Raw genomic sequence first — 17,488 nt, forward strand, 5'->3', positions numbered from 1 at the left:
AGAACCTGTGCTCACATTTTTTAAGCGCTATAATCTGACTATTTTTATAGGAATTCTAATCATTGTTATTTGGGCACTTGTAACCAAGTATGCTTCGTGGATTAACCCAGTTATTTTCCCAGAGCCACTTACGGTTGTCGAATCATTTGTCACAAAATGGGGGGAGCTAATTGGTGGTGTTGGTAGCTCGATGAAGCTCCTTATACCTGGCTTTTTTGGGGCATTACTTGCAGGCATTGTAGCTGGTCTGTTTTTTGGACTAAACAAACGCTTACGTGAAATTTTAATGCCATACTTTCATGCACTAAGCCCGATTCCACCAACATTATTTATTCCATATGCAATTGCGCTGTTACCGACATTCCAAACTGCATCCATTTCACTCATTTTCATCGGTGCATTTTGGCCAGTGTTTTTAGGCACGATTCACGGCGTGTTATTGATTGAAAAGCATTATTTAGACAACGCTAAATCACTTGGCTTAAAGGATCCAACGTTTTTATTTAACGTGGTGCTACCAGCGAGTGCTCCCCATATTTTAAGTGGTGCAGGCACAGCGCTTGGTATGAGCTTCTTAATATTAACAATTGCCGAAATGTTCGGTGCATCGAGTGGCATGGGCTTTTTCATTCAATACTATAGCGACTTCTCACAATATCATTACGTGTTAGCCGGCATTATTTTCAACAGTATTATCATTGTTTCGGTGATGGTTGCGTTCGAAAAAATAAAAAAGCGTCTGCTGTTTTGGACGAATTTAAAGGCAGATTAAATTGAAACGACTCTTCCTTACTGTGCTGCTACTTGCCGGCTGTAGTGCACAGGAAACAGAGCACCTAGAAGTAACGATAGAAGCAAGTAAACAGAATGTCGAAGCATTTGAGCCTATAACAATTACAGCGCAAATTGAAGCTGGTGAAAAGCCGGTGACTGAAAATGCCGAGGTAGATTTTGAACTTATCAATCCGAATGGGCAAACGATTGGAACCGTCAATCCAATAAATAATGGCGATGGTACGTATTCAATCGAAACGAGTTTTGATGCAAGTGGCGTGTACCGCATTATTTCACATGTTGATTATGAGGAGATGCACGAAATGCCTGAAGTTGAGGTGAAGGTGAAATGAAGCGCATTACTCAACTTTCTTTAGTTCTACTACTTGGGCTTGCAATTGTGTACGCCATTTTTTCAAACGTGTCACAACAACAGGTACTCGCCAAAGATGTCACACTACATTCTCTAACTGGTGAGGGGCAAACGATTTCCGCTTCTGGCAACGTCATCTTAAATTTCTGGGCTACGTATTGCCCTCCATGTGAACGAGAAATGCCTGCACTGAATGCGGTATATTCAAATTTGCAGGCAAAATCAGTACAGCTGTATGCCATTAACGTTGAGGAACCAACGAAAATCGTCAATCAATATGTAAAGAATAAAGACTTAGATTTTCCGATTTTACTAGATCGCAGTGGCGAACTAAAGGACGCCTACGCGATCACAACACTACCAACAACGCTGTTTATACGTGATGGTGAAGTAGTGCATACGGTGAAGGGTGAAATCACCGAGCCTGAAATATATGAGTTAACAAAAAAATACTTCAATTAAAGGAGCACATCCAAATGACATTTTTCAACCAAGAAACAATCGCCCTACATACTGGCCAAACGGTAGATTCAGTTACCCGTTCACGCGAAGTTCCACTTTATCAAACAACATCTTATGTTTTTGATGATACTGAGCACGCAGCAAGCCTGTTCAAATTACAAGGCAGTGGCTATCTATATTCACGAAATGCTAACCCAACAAACGCTGTATTCGAGGAGCGTTTAGCTGCACTTGAAGGTGGTGTGGCAGGCTTTGCGGTTTCTTCAGGGCAAGCGGCAATTTTAATCGCGGTTTTAACATTAGCGCAAGCTGGTGAAGAAATCGTAGCGACAAACGCATTATACGGAGGTACGTATACATTATTCTCTAAAACATTACCTCGCTTTGGCGTAACGGTTCGTTTTGTTGAAGGTTCGGATTTAGCAGAAGTCGAAGCAGCAATCAATGACAAAACACGCGCCGTATTCACGGAAACAATTGGGAACCCAAGTTTACAAATTGCGGATATCGAAGGTTTAGCAGCAGTTGCACATCAACATGATGTTCCGCTCATTGTAGATAACACATTTGCAACGCCATATTTATCGAAGCCAATTGAATTTGGCGCAGATATTGTTGTTCATTCAACGACAAAGTTCATTGGCGGTCATGGAACATCACTAGGTGGTGCAATTATTGATGCCGGGAAGTTTGAATGGAAGGAAACCCGTTTCCCGACCTTTGTTCAGCCAAATGAATTAATCGAAAATCGTTCATTTGTTGAGGCGGCTGGAGAAAAGGCATTTATCGCAAAGGCTCGATTTGAATTAGGGCATGATTTAGGTGCGACATTATCACCGTTTAATGCATGGTTGTTTATACAAGGTTTAGAGTCATTAGCGGTGCGCGTACGTCAGCATGTATTGAATGCACAGGCCGTTGCGGAATATTTGGCACAGCATGAGCTCGTAGAATGGGTGAACTTGCCAACATTAGAGGGAAATGACCCAAATCAGTTAGTCGAAAAATACTTACCAAAAGGCGCGGGCTCCATCTTTAGCTTTGGCATTAAAGGCGGATTAGAGGCAGCAAAAGCGTTCATTAACAATGTGGAATTATTATCACATGTAGCAAACGTAGGTGATTCGAAATCACTTGTGATTCACCCAGCGAGTACATCACATTCACGTTTAACACCAGAGCAGCAATTAGCAAGCGGTGTAACACCGGGCTTAATTCGATTATCAATCGGTTTAGAAGATATTGAAGATATTAAAGCGGATTTATCACAAGCTTTACAAAAAGCGAGTGAAGCCGCACAAATCGCGAAATAGGAGGAACTGGAACATGGCAATCGCAGTAGTAGTAAATGATGGCGGCATCGTAACACCAATCGTAGAGGGAACAGTATTACGAATTATCAAAAAGGACGGTACAGTAGAAGATCATCGCAACCCAGCGCTTGATTTAACAGAAGGTCGTCGCGGTGCAACATTACGTAAAGCAATCGAGTTAGGTGCAACTACATTCGTCGCTCCACCAGCAACGTTTTGTGAATTATCGTATGGAAAAGCGCAGCAAGAGCAAGTAAACTTCATTAACATCGTAGCAAATCAAACATTTTCGAATGTAGCTGATCAAATCAAATCAGGTGCCATCAACGTAACGAACAAATTACCACCAGACGAAGTTGTACCAAGTGCACCTGTAGTGAAATAAAAAGGAGGAAATGATTGTGACTAAAGTGGAATTTATTACAATGGCGCCAACTTCAGGCGATAGCGAGTATGTAGGAAATCAAGCTTCGAAAAAGGATCAACAAACTTGGTCAGGCGCTGGAGTTGATTCAGATCGTCAGCCTTCAGTGGAATACATTACAAAAGTAGCGCAAGCAGCAGAAAAAGCGGGCTTCACTACATTATTATTACCAATCGGTGGTAGCTGCGTCGATTCATTAGTGGCGGCTGCTCATTTAACGGCACATACAGATAACTTGAAATTTTTATTTGCAGTACGCCCAGGCTCAACAGCACCTACACAATTAGCTAAACAGTTCGCATCTGTGAATTACTGGACGAATAATCGCGTATTCGTCAATGTTGTTACGGGTGGTGCACCGAAAGAATTAGAAAACGATGGCGATTTTTTATCACACGCAGATCGCTATAAGCGTACACGTGAATATATTGAAATTTTAAAGCGTTTATTTAACGGTGAAACGTTTGATTACAACGGAGAATTTTACACATTAAAAGGTGCAAACTTACCGTTACCATTAAAAGAGGCACCCCCAATTTTCTTCGGAGGGTCATCTCAAATCGCCAAAGAAGTGGCAACCGATTTGGCAGATGTTTATATGCTGTGGGGCGAAACATTAGAAACGACGCAGGAAGAGCTTGAATCAGTTGTGAAATTAGCGAAGGAAAAAAATCGCGACCTTTCATACAGCGTGTCCTTCCAAGTGGTGTTAGGCGATACAGAGGAAGAAGCGTTTGCCAATGCCAACAAAATTATTAGCCAAGTAGATCCAAGCGTATTAGCAGCGAAGCATGAAAATACGCTGAAAAATGGCGCGGTTGGTGTTGGACGTTTACACCAAATCATGCTGGAATCAAAAGACAATAATTTCGTCATCGCACCAAATATTTGGGCAGGCTTAACACAAGTTTTATCAGGCAATTCAATTGCTTTAGTAGGTACACCGCAGCAAGTTGCAGAGCGTGTTGTGGAATTCGTAGACTTAGGCTTTGACAAAGTATTATTACGCGGCTTCCCACACTTAGAGGTAATTGAAGAAATTGGCGCAAAAGTAATTCCATTAGTCAATGCGATTTTAGCAGAGCGCGAAAAACAAGTGGTATAAGGAGGTGTAACAGATGACAAAAAAGCAAATGAAGTTAGGGCTGTTTTTAATGGGAACAGGCCACCATATCGCTTCATGGCGCCACCCACAAGCGCAGGCTGATGCGAGTGAAAACGTGGAATTCTTTAAAGAAGTAGCCATAAAAGCTGAGCAAGGCAAGCTTGATATGCTGTTTTTAAGTGACGGCTTATCGTTCAATGAATTATCCCACCCCGCCGAGCAAGTTCGTTTTGAACCGCTGACATTACACGCAGTCTTATCAACAGTAACTAAAAACATCGGTTTAACGGCAACAGCATCAACGACGTATAATGAGCCGTTCCATATTGCGCGTAAGTTTTCATCATTAGACCATTTAAGTGGTGGCCGTGCCGCTTGGAATATCGTGACATCTTACTATGAAGCAGAGGCGAGCAACTTCAATCAGGATAAGCATTTAGACCACTCGTTACGTTACGAGCGTGCAGATGAATTTGTTGAAGTTGTAAAAGGTCTTTGGGATTCTTATGAGGATGACGCATTAGCACGAAACAAAGCAACTGGTGAATTTATTACAAAGGGTAAATTACACACATTACATCATAAAGGTGAATACTATGCTGTGCGTGGGCCTTTAAATTCAAGCCGTCCACCACAAGGTCGCCCGGTACTAGTGCAAGCTGGTTCATCGGATTCAGGGACGACACTTGCGGCAAAACAAGCAGATGTGATTTTCACCGCACAGCAAACATTAGAGGACGCTCAAAAATTTTATAAACTGCTTAAGGACAAAGCAGTAGCAGCAGGTCGTGAGTGTGATGACGTGAAAATTATGCCGGGCGTTTCGGTGTACGTAGCGGAAACAGAAGAATTAGCACGTGCGAAATATGAGGAGCTACAACAGCTCATAACACCTGAAATTGGCCTAGACTTTTTAGCGGATTACTTAGGCTATGACCTATCAAATCATGATTTAGATGGTCCATTACCGAAGGACATTCCTCCGACAAATGGTAACCGCAGTCGCCAGCAGTTAATTATTGAACTAGCCGAGCGTGAGAATTTAACAATTCGTGATTTATATTTACGTATCGCTGGCTCACGTGGTCACCGCATCATTTTCGGATCACCAACGCAAATTGCCGATCAATTAGAGGAATGGGTAGAAAATGAAGCAGCTGACGGCTTTAACTTAATGCCGCCATACTTCCCAGGTGGCTTTACCGATTTCATTGATTTAGTCATTCCAGAATTACAAAAGCGCGGTACATTCCGTACTGAATATGAAGGCACAACTCTGCGTGAAAACTTAGGCTTAAAGCAAGTACCTTCACGCTATGCGCTACAGAAAGTGTAGGAGGTTTTAATTATGACAAAGGCAATTTTAATTAATGGTGGTAATAGTGTATCGTCACGTTTAACAGGTGTCGAGCAGTATATTGCAAACAACTTGACAGCTAAGGGAATAGAAGTAGAAACGATCCAAGTACATCAGTTACCGGCAGAAGATTTAATTACAGCGAACTATAAGAGTGAGGCGATTGCAGCGGAAATCGTGAAAGTTGGCGCGGCTGACATCGTAGTCTTTTTAACACCGATTTATAAAGGCTCGTATACCGGCATTTTAAAAACATTTATCGATCTATTACCACAAAAAGGGCTAGAAGGAAAGCAAGTATTCCCAGTGGCAATTGGAGGCTCGATTGCACATTTACTAGCATTAGAGTATTCGTTAAAGCCGGTATTATCGATATTAGGTGCAACGAATATCGATTGTCCGATTTATATTGTCGATTCTCAAGTAGCGCGTATTGAAGGTGGCTTTACTTTAGACGAAACTGCGACAGCACGTATTGATAATGTTTTTTCGACTGTAAGTGGGGTTAAGGTAGGGGTTTAGGAGGAACAGGGCACGGAAGCTGAAGAATGGCTTTCGTGTTTTTTGTTTGTAACTTTTTTAATAACACCTGTTTTAATTTTGAATAAAATGAGAATTTAATTAAATCATTTCTCACACTAATTTTCCAAGCGACAATTTCGTTATTATATAAATCTTGAACAGTCGATAGATAAAGGAATCCACTATTAATATAAAATAATAAATTTTTTTAACCTAAATTTAACCTTTGTTATTTATTCTATTTAAGGATGATGCAATAGGAGTGTTCTACTTTGGGAAGTTATTATCTTTTTGAAAATAAATAAGCGTACCGTTAACGTTCGACAGTATTACATAATCATATCCTATTCTTTAGTGGAGTTGAGACGCTTAGAAAAGATAAGTATCTAAAAATACAAGAAAGGGTGCTTTCAATATGTGGATTTAGGATTTTATTACAGAGGTATAGTTAGAATACGAACCTAGATGTCAAATAGGATTTTACTTACTAGATGCTGTTAGTTGAAGTACTAGAGAATGAAGTATGCAGTATATTAGTGTTGTATATAGCAACGTTCAAGGAGAGCTGATGTATGAAAAAAAATAAACGTACGGGATTAGTAGTACTATTTTTATTATTATCTGTAATAGTACCTGATTTTGCACCATTTGCTGCTGGAAGTACAGTAACAAGAACCTATATAGCCACCGCAGATACTATGCAATTAAATGGCCAAGCGGAATATAACGGTATTTATGATAATGAAGGTGATAGTTATCTTTATGTCGGCATGAGCAATAATGACGGCTTCGTCAATGTTCGGAACAGAATGGGCGTAACCTTCAATCTAGGGGCGCCAGAGGGGACTATCGTGTCAGCAGAGCTGGTTCTGACGGTTGCTACTGTTCTCAGAGTTCCTAACCATAATTTGTATATGGAAGTTAGGGGTTCTGCTGCGAATTCATTGGACCATAATTTCAATGGTACTTTCCCCTCTGTAGATACGAATAGCCCCTATGCAGATAAATTCACTGCGAAGAGCACTGCTGAGGTGCCGATGGGTACTTATCTTCAGGATCAGACAATAACGCTAAATGTGAAGAATGCCATCGATGCTTTTACAGATGGTTCTGATCGCCAAATAACCTTTACACTTAACGGGAATGAAGCCGATGCAGATAGCGGGAGATTTTCATTGTACTCCCTGGAAGTTCCGAATGCTGCATTTCGCCCGAAGCTGGTCGTTACTTATGAGACTGGTCCGGTAAATACACCTCCTACGGGTTCCTTCACGATTGCTGACGGAGCTGAGACAAACGCAAGCACTGTCAATCTATCCGTAACAGGATCAGATGCTGATGCAGTGGATAGTGTTACCCATATGAGATTTGCGGATAGCGTTGCTAATTTATTAACGGCATCTTGGCTACCTTTCAGCAATACAGCAATATTCACTCTCTCAGGAGGAGATGGACCTAAGACCATCTATATGCAATTGAGGGATTCCAATAATGGGGTATCAGCCAATTCATCTCAGACCATTCTATTGGATCAGACAGCACCAACAGGTACACTGAACATTAATAATGGTGCCGCATGGACGAATTCGGCTACAGTCACATTGAAAGGAACCTATTCGGATGGAAGCGGCTCAGGAGTTGATCAGGCGCGCCTTTCTAATATCAACGGCACTTGGCAGACCAGTTGGTTCAACATCGCTGACTTGAACGGGAAGTCATGGGTCCTACCGGCTGGTGATGGAGCTAAAACCGTATATGTACAATATAAAGATAGAGTTGGAAATACGAGTAACTCGATCATTACCAGTACGATTACAGTAGATACAATAGCTCCTGTTATTACGAATATAGTGAATAACAATGCATATAACAGCAAAGTTAATCCTCTATTTAACGAAGGCAGCGGATTGCTTAATGGGAGCCCCTATATCAGTGGCACAGACATCACACAGGATGGAACGTATACGTTAAACGTCAGCGATCCAGCAGGCAATAGTACGACGGTGGTTTTCAAGATTGATACGATAGCACCTAGCGTAGTGGGAATAGCGAATGGTGGAATATACAACACGAGCAAAAAAATTACTTTTAACGAAGGGACTGCAACTTTAAACGGAGCTGCTTTTGTTAGTGGTTCACAGGTTGCTCTAGATGGTGTGTATACTCTGGTTGTCACAGATGCGGCTGGCAATGTAACAACAGTAAGCTTTGAAATTGATAAGACAGCACCTATCATTAAGGGAGTAAGCGACGGTAAATCTTATAACTCGAAAGTAACCGTAGGCTTCAACGAAGGAACAGCGACATTGAACGGAGCGGCATTTGCTAAGGATACAGAGATTAATCAAGATGGAGCCTATACGCTTGTTGTCACAGATGAGGCAGGGAATGTAACAACAGTAAGCTTTGAGATTGATAAGACAGCACCTATCGTTAAGGGAGTAAGCGACGGTAAATCTTATAACTCGAAAGTAACCGTAGGCTTCAACGAAGGAACAGCGACATTGAACGGAGCGGCATTTGCTAAGGATACAGAGATTGATCAAGATGGAGCCTATACACTTGTTGTCACAGATGAGGCAGGGAATGTAACAACAGTAAGCTTTGAGATTGATAAGACAGCACCTATCGTTATGGGAGTAAGCGACGGTAAATCTTATAACTCGAAAGTAACCGTAGGCTTCAACGAAGGAACAGCGACATTGAACGGAGCGGCATTTACTAAGGATACAGATATTGATCGAGATGGAGCCTATACGCTTGTTGTCACAGATAAGGCAGGCAATGTAACAACAGTAAGCTTTAATGTGGATAAGGTATCTCCAATTGTGACGGGAGTAGCGGATGGTGAATTCTACAAAGTAAAGAAGACGATTGACTTCAATGAAGGAACAGCGACGTTGAATGGAGCAAACTTTACTAGCGGTACAGAAGTTACACAAGATGGTATCTATGCGCTTGTTGTAACGGATGAGGCAGGTAATGTAACAAAGATTCAATTCATCATTGATAGAACTCCGCCCACAGGAACGCTTGTTATTAATAATGGTTCTGCTACTACAAATAGCAAATCTGTGACGCTTAGTCTGACTTCATCTGACGGGGGAGGAAGTGGAGTCACTGAAATGCGTTTTTCTACGGATGAGCTAACTTGGTCAGCATGGGAAAAAGTAATGCTTACAAAAAACTGGGATTTGATTGGTGGTACTGGGCCGAAGAAACTCTATGTGCAATATCGTGATGCTGCAGGGAATTCAAGCATTTCATCTATGGCGTTAATTGAGTACAAGACTAGCAACGGTTCAGATAGTAGTGGCGGTGGCTACAATTCGACACCGGAGCCAAGTCCAACACCAATAGAGCCAAAGCCGGAACAACCAGCACCATCCCCGGTAGAGCCAAAGCCAGAGCAACCAGAAGAACCAATACCAAGTTATCGATTCAACGATATTTCGAATAACTGGGCAAAGGTCATGATTGAAGACATTGCAGCTCATGGTATTATCACAGGCTATCCAGACGGCACATTCCGACCGAATGCGCCAATCCAACGACAACACGTTGCATTGATGTTTACCCGTGCTTTCGAGTTAACAGCAAAACGTGATGCTGCATCGTTTAGTGATGTACCAACTGATCACCCGTACTATGAGGCCATTACATTATTACAACAAGCGGGCATCATTGATGGTTCGGATGGGGCATTCAATCCAGATGCACCAATGACGCGCGCACAAATGGCAAAAGTTATTGTGCTTGCATTTGGTCTTACACCAGGAGGGACAAGTACCTTCCAAGACGTTTCGAAGACGCATTGGAGCTATGACTATATTGCTGCGCTCGAATCGAATGGTATTGCCTTAGGTGATAACGGAAGCTTTAATCCAGACGAGCCAGTGACACGCGCACAATTCGTGGCGTTTATGTACAGAGCACTAAACCTATAAAATAGAGATTCTACACTAGTTAGGATTTGGGCTTACCCCCGTCTAGTAGACAGCTATAAAAAAGACTAAGCAGCCATCTGGTGTCGATATTCTATCGATGTCAGATGGTTGAGTTGTTTTTGGAAGCGTTACGTTGGACGATAATTGAACAACAATATAGCAATTTATTCCAATTGATAAAGTGATTGTATTAATATTGTAATAGTGTGAATTTTTAGAATAAAAAGAGGGGTAGAATGATAAATAAAAGCTCAATAGAAATAAGTTTGTTTAAGGTTTATATATGGGTTGTATCCTTTTTAAAGCCATATTTAATGAAAGTTTTCCTATTAATCATTTGCGGGGTAGTAATCTCTGTAAGTGAACTAATAATTCCCAAAATGTTTGGATATTTTATTGACGAAGTTTTAAAAAATAAGAATATAAAATTATTTGTTTATTGCCTATTTGTAATTTTTTTAGTATTACTACTAAAGTTAATCGTTTCAGCTTCAAAAGAATATTTGCAACGGTATATTCAAGAAAATAGTGTAAGAGACTTGCAGTGGAGTATTATAACAAAATTACGAATTCTTGGTGCCAGTTATCTTGAGAAAAACTCTACAGGGACAATACTTGCGTTAGTAAACACTGAAGTTGCAGCTTTACAAGAGCTATATAGAAGATATTTCCCTGAAATGATACAACATGTTTTATTTGTTACTATCTCTATTTATCTCATGTTAGATATTAGTCTATATTTAAGTATATCTATAATACCTTGTATATCCCTGTACTATTTATTTGGCCCAAGGATTGAAAAGAAGGCTTCTAATATTGGACAAAAACTAGCAGATAGTCAAATAAATTTAGGACAGAAATATTACGAAAGTGTCTCTTTACTCAAAGAACTGAATGTGTTTAATAGCTTTGAATGGGATTTAAATAAAACATTAAAAGAGGTAAAGAACAATACAAATTTATATTCGAAGCGGTATTGGTATGCATATTTAAGAGGATCGATTCGACGTTTTACATATTATTTTGGAGCGATTATTCTTATAATATTTGGTTGTTTTTTAATAAGTGAAGAAACCATAACAGCAGGAGAATTTGTTTCATTTTTACTACTATATTTAGCTACGATGCATAAATTAACAACAGTAATTACTCTTTTAACGGAGCAAAAAATGCTCATGTTTCAAGCGAGTAAACTTTATGAATTTGCACACTTTGAACCAACAATAACTGAAAAGGAAGGTGCAATACAATTAGATAAGGTAGAAGGAAATATTAATTTCGAAAATGTATCCTTTAGTTATTCTCCTAATAATACTATATTAAAAAATTTAAGTTTTAATATTAAGTCAGGGGAAAAAATAGCATTTGTTGGAGAGTCAGGATGTGGAAAATCTACAATTGCAAAGTTAATGATACGTTTTTATGACAGTAATATTGGGGAAATCTCAATTGATAGCAACCTTATTAACTCACTGAGTTTGGAGACGATTAGACGATCAATTGGAATTGTCTTTCAAGATGTTTATATTTTTGGCTCTACTATAAAAGAGAATATTTTATTTGGAAATCCAAACGCAACAGAAGAAGAGTTAATTGAGGCATCAAAGGCAGCTCATTTACATGACTATATTTTGGAATTACCGGATCAATATAATACGAAAGTTGATGAAAAAGGGGATACTTTATCAGGTGGACTCAAACAACGAGTGGGCTTGGCAAGACTGTTTCTAATGAATCCATCTATAGTAATAATGGATGAACCAACCTCTGCTTTAGATAATATAACTGAAAAACATATACAAAAATCTTTAGATCGTTTTCTAATAGATAAGACCGTAATAACCATTGCTCACAGATTAAGTACTATTCGAGATTATGATCGAATATACGTACTTGATAATGGCATAATTGCAGAATCTGGTCCACATGAGGAGTTACTAGCAAAGAATGGGCTTTATAAGAAATATATTTTACAAACGAAAGAAGCTGGGCTCGTATGAAGAATATGCATTGGATCTGGAATTATATTAAAAATCAAAAGTTCTTCTATTTCACTTCTATTATTTTATTAATCATTGAATCCATAAGCTTTGTTTACTCAATAACCTTGCAACAATATATTATTGATCAAATAATTATGGGATCAGATTTTGGTGGAATCTTAAAATATGTTCTATTAATTGCATTATGTTATTTAATATTCATAATGTTATTTGTTGTTAATCCATATATTCAAAGTAAAATTCATGGTCGTATTAAATATCAATTAGTTGAGCAAGGCTTATCAACTTTGTATAGTACGCCAATAAATATAATTCAGAAAGAAAGAAATGCTCGATATGTACATTTTTTTACAAATGAAATACCAATTGTAGCAAGGTTAATAGGTGAAGATATTACAGATATTATAAAGCACTTTGTAAGTACCATTATTATATGTGTTTTATTTTTAAAGGCTTCTCCTATCCTTTTCTTTTCTATCCTTATTTTATCTCTTTTCTATATTAAAACTGGAAAAAAGTTATCCAATGAGCAAAAAAAAGTTTCGAAAGATATTCAAAATAAAAAATCTTCACTACTAATTGTATTGGAAGAATGCATAACATCTACTCGTGATGTAATAGCAAATAATCGTGGGGATTGGGAAAAAGCGAGATATCAAAACCGTTTTATTCAATATTTTAAATGTATAATGATGGAAGGAAAGCTGAAGATAAAAATGGTGTTTTCATTAGAATCTATAACTTCCATTGCACAGATAATTGTAATTGGTTATGGGGGATACCTTGTATTTAAGGGGGTAATGTCAATTGGATTATTAGTTGTGATCTACCAACTGACTTTAGAACTGCTCCACTCGTTTGTAAAAGTATACAATTTAGTATTTTCATTTTCAGGTAAGATGGCTTCAGTTGAAAATATTAGTAATTGGTTAAATACAAAACCAAAGCGAACAGATAATACTAAAACAATTTCCTCAATTGAGTCATTAACAATTAATAACATCTCTTTTCGTTATAATTCAGGGGAAAAATTTATATTAAAAAATTTTTCTATAGATATACCAGTAGGAAAGAAAATAGCTTTAGTTGGACTTAGTGGTAGTGGAAAATCAACTATTGGAAGTTTACTTGAAAGCTTATATGAGGTTGAAGAGGGAAGTATAATGGCAAATAATATCAATATTAATGATATTTCTAATGATACATGGAAATCGAAAGTTAGTATTGTTTTTCAAGATCCATACATATTTCCAGGTACTATAAGAGATAACTTATTACTGGGGTATAATCGAATAACAGATAATCAAATAATAGATTTAGCCAAAGCAATGTGTATCGATAATTTTATCCAGAAATTGCCGGATAAGTATGATAGTTCATTAGGGGAGCGTGGAATAACTATTTCCGGCGGTGAAAAACAAAGGTTAGCATTAGTTCGTGCCTTAATTAGAGATCCAGAGGTATTAATTTTAGACGAGTCTACATCGGCATTAGATGTAAATACAGAAAAAATCATTCATAAAAATCTTGCAATGATTAGAGAAAATAAAACTACAATTATTATTGCTCATCGACTCTCTACTATTAAAGATTCAGATATAATATTTGTTATCGATAAGGGGGAAATTGTAGAACAAGGTTGTCATTCTGAATTATTAAATAATAAATCATTATATTATGAATTAGTGATGAATGAAATGAAAGATAATAATTCTTTAATATATCAATAAAAAAATTATAGCCCTTATAATTTTTCGTGAGCGTGGCCTTTTTTGAAAGTCTAAGGTATAATCTGCCTTTTTAATCGTTTCTAAACTTCAACTAACAGGGGCTTTAATAGAAAAATGATCTTCAACAATCAGGCGCTTTCCTTAGTTTAGGAAAGTGTTTTTTTATTAAAGGGCCAGATTATTGAATAAATGAGAAATCTTTCAAACTTGTAAGAAGGATGTATAGTTAAACGATGGAACCACTACTTTATTTCCATTATTGTGAAATTATATAATAAATAGAGAGGATTTATATTAGTAATGAAAGCAAAAAGAAAATTTAGAACTTGGATTATTATAAGAAATATTTTATTAACAATAGTAGCATTATTCCTTGTATGGATTGTTTTTCACCACGTCTTGAAGGTTTATGAGCAAACACAATATCCACCAATTGGTCAAATAGTAGAAGTCGATAATCAAAATATGCACGTTTATACAAAAGGAGATGGGGTGAACACCATTGTTTTATTAAGCGGACTAGGCACAACCGCACCTGTATTAGATTTTGAACCCTTAATAAATGAAATGGCCAAAAACAATAAAGTTGTCGTGGTAGAAAATTTTGGTTATGGATGGAGTGATTTAACGACAAAAGAACGAACTGTAGAAAACATCGTAGAAGAAATTAGAATTGCTCTAAAGAAAGCCAATATTGATGGTCCATATATTTTAATGCCCCATTCCGTATCAGGAATTTATAGTCTGTATTATGCTAATAAATATCCTGCTGAGATTGATGCAGTTATTGGGATTGATGCTCTTTTCCCACAAGCTATTGAGTATTTTAATGAACCTGCCCCGACGCTACCTAAATTTTTAAGATACGTAGCACCAACAGGAATAGCAAGACTCGCGTTATATATAAATCCTGAAGGTTTTTTACCTATTGCTGATGATGGTACATATTCTGAAGAAAACTTAAAAATGACCAAGGCTATCTCCGCTTGGAAGGGGGGAAACAAAAGCGTTGTTAATGAAGCTAATGAAATTAAAAATAATATTGACAAAACAGTTGATATGACTTTCCCTTCCAATATGCCAGTTTTATTATTTGCTACGAAAAAAGATAAGGTTACAGAGGATGGTAAAAACAATGTGACTTTTTATGAAACGCAATTAAGTAATTCTCCTTCAAGTAAAATTGTAACATTAGAAGGACATCATTATCTCCACTGGACTCGTTACAAAGAAATGAGCAAACAAGTTAATGAATTCATAGATTCATTAATAATAACAAATTAGTAATACTTTTTTCTTCAGCAAAAGAGCACTATCCTTGAACAAGGATAAGTGCTCATTTTCATTAAAGGGCAAGATAATTGAGGAACTCTTTAACCTATTCATGAAGGTAAAAAAATGAGATGCATTTCAGAAACAAAGAGATATCGGATTCTGCGTTTTTAGGCAACGTATCAATTGGTGTGTTATTATCATTTTGATATTTATTTCTTTTTGTAGTAGGATAGTTGAGAGAAAACTAAATATTGTGTCGAATAGGTGTATCTATGTTACATAGATACTTAAAAGGGAAATCGGTGAAAATCCGATACGGTCCCGCCGCTGTAAAGGGGAGTCTTTTGTAAATGTCACTGGGTCTTGATATCTGGGAAGGCACAAAAGATGTTGAACCTCAGTCAGAATACCTGCCTATTTAATAGAGATACCGTTGAACCTACGGAGAATAGGGAGGTGCTGTAAGAAATACTTAATATAGAATTGTGATGTATTTTTAACTGTATCTGTTAAAAATACTTTTTTTTATGAAAAAATTAGGGGTGAAGAAATGAAAAATAGTAGTATATGGGCAGTTTCCCTCATTTTGATGACTATTATATTATCGCTTGCTGGATGTTCTCAACAGGATGAAAAAGAAACAGCAGCTACAAAAGATGACAAGAAAGTATTTACTTTTTCTTGGTCTGGGGATATTGGTGATTTAAATCCCCACACTTATTTTCCAAACGAGTTTTTCTCGCAAGCAATGGTTTATGAATCTCTTGTCTATTATGGTAAAGATGGAGAAATTAAGCCGTGGCTAGCAAAGAGCTGGGATGTATCGGAGAATGGGAAAGAGTATATATTCCATTTGCGTGATGATGTGAAGTTCTCAGATGGCTCCGCTTTTAATGCAGCAATAGTGAAGAAAAATTTTGATACCGTACTTGCCAACCGTGAACAGCATGATTGGATTGAATTGATTAATCAAATTAAAACAACAGAAGTAATCGATAACTATACATTTAAATTAACGTTACATAATGCTTATTATCCAACTCTCCAAGAATTAACGTATGTGCGACCACTACGTTTTGTTGCAGAATCAGCTTTCCCAGCAAGTATGGATACATATAAGAATGGTTTAACTGCGCCAATTGGTACTGGCCCATGGGTATTAAAAGAACACAAAGAAAATGAGTACGCTATTTTTGAGAGTAACGATAATTACTGGGGTGAAAAGCCTAAAGTAGATGAAGTAGTTGTCAAAGTAATCACAGACGGTGAATCTCGCGTGTTAGCCTTTGAAAAAGGTGAACTGGATATGATTTTTGGCAATGGTGTAATTAGCCCAGATTCCTTTAAGTTTTTAAAAGAATCTGGAAAATATGAAACAAAAATTTCAGAACCTACGGCTACCCGTACACTGTTATTCAATACGAATCGTGAAACAATGAGTGATAAAAATATACGACTTGCGCTGCAGCACGCTTTCGATAAGGATGCGGTCATCGATAATATTTTCTATGGAATAGAAAACAAAGCGGATACGTTATTCCCGCAAAATTTAGCCTATACAAATGTAGAAGTTGATCCGTATGAGTATGATGTGGAGAAAGCAAAAGCTTTATTAGATGAAGCAGGCTGGAAAACTATAGAGGGTAAGGAATTCCGAGAAAAGGATGGTCAACCTTTACAACTCGAATTGTTATTCATAAGTACGGACAATATTCAAAAGTCAATAGCGGAATTTGTGCAAGGGGACTTACGTAAAATTGGCGTCGATGTGAAATTAACAAGTCAAGAATCAAATACATTCTGGACAACGGCATTTGATGGCAACTATGATATGTTATTCACTGCAACTTGGGCGGTACCTTTTGATCCGCACTCTTATTTAGCTTCCATCACAACCGATTCTTCTGGTGGTGGCCCAGATTACTATGCATTATCTGGCTTATCCTTTAAAAAAGAGTTGGATACGCGTATTAAACAAGTATTATTAACAACAACAGAAGAGGATCGTATTAAACAATATCATCAAATTTTAACGATGCTTCATGAGGAAGCTGTCTATTTACCAATTTCATATCAATCAAATATCGCAGTTTACAAGAAAAATATAATGGGTGTAGACTTCTTGCCACAAGAAGTAGAAATACCAACAACAACTATTGATATGAAAGACTAAATTAATTGCGCCCATTTCTTTTCGGAATGG

13 protein-coding genes and 1 riboswitch are annotated in these 17,488 nt (G+C 37.6%); all 13 genes read left to right on the top strand.

The genetic code is table 11. From position 1 onward, the window contains the following. The first annotated feature begins 7 nt into the window (after window positions 1-7). Complete coding sequence (locus tag O7776_RS08675; protein ID WP_274310200.1) at window positions 8-772, top strand: ABC transporter permease; 765 nt, start codon at window positions 8-10, stop codon at window positions 770-772. 1 nt (window position 773) lies between these two features. Continuing rightward, complete coding sequence (locus O7776_RS08680) at window positions 774-1,127, top strand: FixH family protein (RefSeq protein WP_274310201.1); 354 nt, start codon at window positions 774-776, stop codon at window positions 1,125-1,127. Further along, the gene (locus O7776_RS08685; protein WP_274310202.1) at window positions 1,124-1,609 is read left to right on the top strand and encodes a redoxin domain-containing protein; all 486 of its coding nucleotides are present in this window, start codon (window positions 1,124-1,126) and stop codon (window positions 1,607-1,609) included. The genes O7776_RS08680 and O7776_RS08685 overlap by 4 nt, the downstream gene beginning before the upstream one ends. A gap of 14 nt (window positions 1,610-1,623) precedes the next feature. Then, entirely contained in the window at window positions 1,624-2,922 is a 1,299-nt protein-coding gene (locus O7776_RS08690; RefSeq protein ID WP_274310203.1) for an O-acetylhomoserine aminocarboxypropyltransferase/cysteine synthase family protein, read from the top strand. Window positions 2,923-2,935: 13 nt separating this feature from the next. Then, window positions 2,936-3,307 (top strand): chemotaxis protein CheY, encoded by a 372-nt coding sequence (locus tag O7776_RS08695; protein ID WP_274310204.1) that lies wholly within the window; start codon window positions 2,936-2,938, stop codon window positions 3,305-3,307. A 16-nt stretch (window positions 3,308-3,323) separates the two neighbouring features. Further along, entirely contained in the window at window positions 3,324-4,451 is a 1,128-nt protein-coding gene (locus O7776_RS08700; protein ID WP_274310205.1) for an LLM class flavin-dependent oxidoreductase, read from the top strand. A gap of 13 nt (window positions 4,452-4,464) precedes the next feature. Continuing rightward, a complete protein-coding gene (locus O7776_RS08705) occupies window positions 4,465-5,787 on the top strand; it encodes an LLM class flavin-dependent oxidoreductase (RefSeq protein WP_274310206.1) in 1,323 nt (440 codons plus the stop codon). Between the two features lie 12 nt (window positions 5,788-5,799). Then, window positions 5,800-6,330 (top strand): NADPH-dependent FMN reductase, encoded by a 531-nt coding sequence (ssuE, locus tag O7776_RS08710; protein WP_274310207.1) that lies wholly within the window; start codon window positions 5,800-5,802, stop codon window positions 6,328-6,330. 1,037 nt (window positions 6,331-7,367) lie between these two features. Beyond that, window positions 7,368-10,277, top strand: a complete 2,910-nt coding sequence (locus tag O7776_RS08720) for an S-layer homology domain-containing protein (RefSeq protein ID WP_274310208.1) — start codon at window positions 7,368-7,370, stop codon at window positions 10,275-10,277. A 236-nt stretch (window positions 10,278-10,513) separates the two neighbouring features. Next, entirely contained in the window at window positions 10,514-12,277 is a 1,764-nt protein-coding gene (locus O7776_RS08725) for an ABC transporter ATP-binding protein (RefSeq protein ID WP_274310209.1), read from the top strand. Further along, window positions 12,274-14,010, top strand: a complete 1,737-nt coding sequence (locus tag O7776_RS08730) for an ABC transporter ATP-binding protein (RefSeq protein ID WP_274310210.1) — start codon at window positions 12,274-12,276, stop codon at window positions 14,008-14,010. The genes O7776_RS08725 and O7776_RS08730 overlap by 4 nt, the downstream gene beginning before the upstream one ends. A gap of 300 nt (window positions 14,011-14,310) precedes the next feature. Next, on the top strand, window positions 14,311-15,294 hold the full coding sequence (locus tag O7776_RS08735; RefSeq protein ID WP_274310211.1) for an alpha/beta fold hydrolase: 984 nt from the start codon (window positions 14,311-14,313) through the stop codon (window positions 15,292-15,294). Between the two features lie 236 nt (window positions 15,295-15,530). After that, window positions 15,531-15,717, top strand: a riboswitch (cobalamin riboswitch). Window positions 15,718-15,835: 118 nt separating this feature from the next. After that, entirely contained in the window at window positions 15,836-17,458 is a 1,623-nt protein-coding gene (gene nikA, locus O7776_RS08740; RefSeq protein ID WP_274310212.1) for a nickel ABC transporter substrate-binding protein, read from the top strand. The last annotated feature ends 30 nt before the right edge of the window (window positions 17,459-17,488 follow it).

Source organism: Solibacillus daqui (assembly GCF_028747805.1).
GTDB lineage: Bacteria > Bacillota > Bacilli > Bacillales_A > Planococcaceae > Solibacillus > Solibacillus daqui.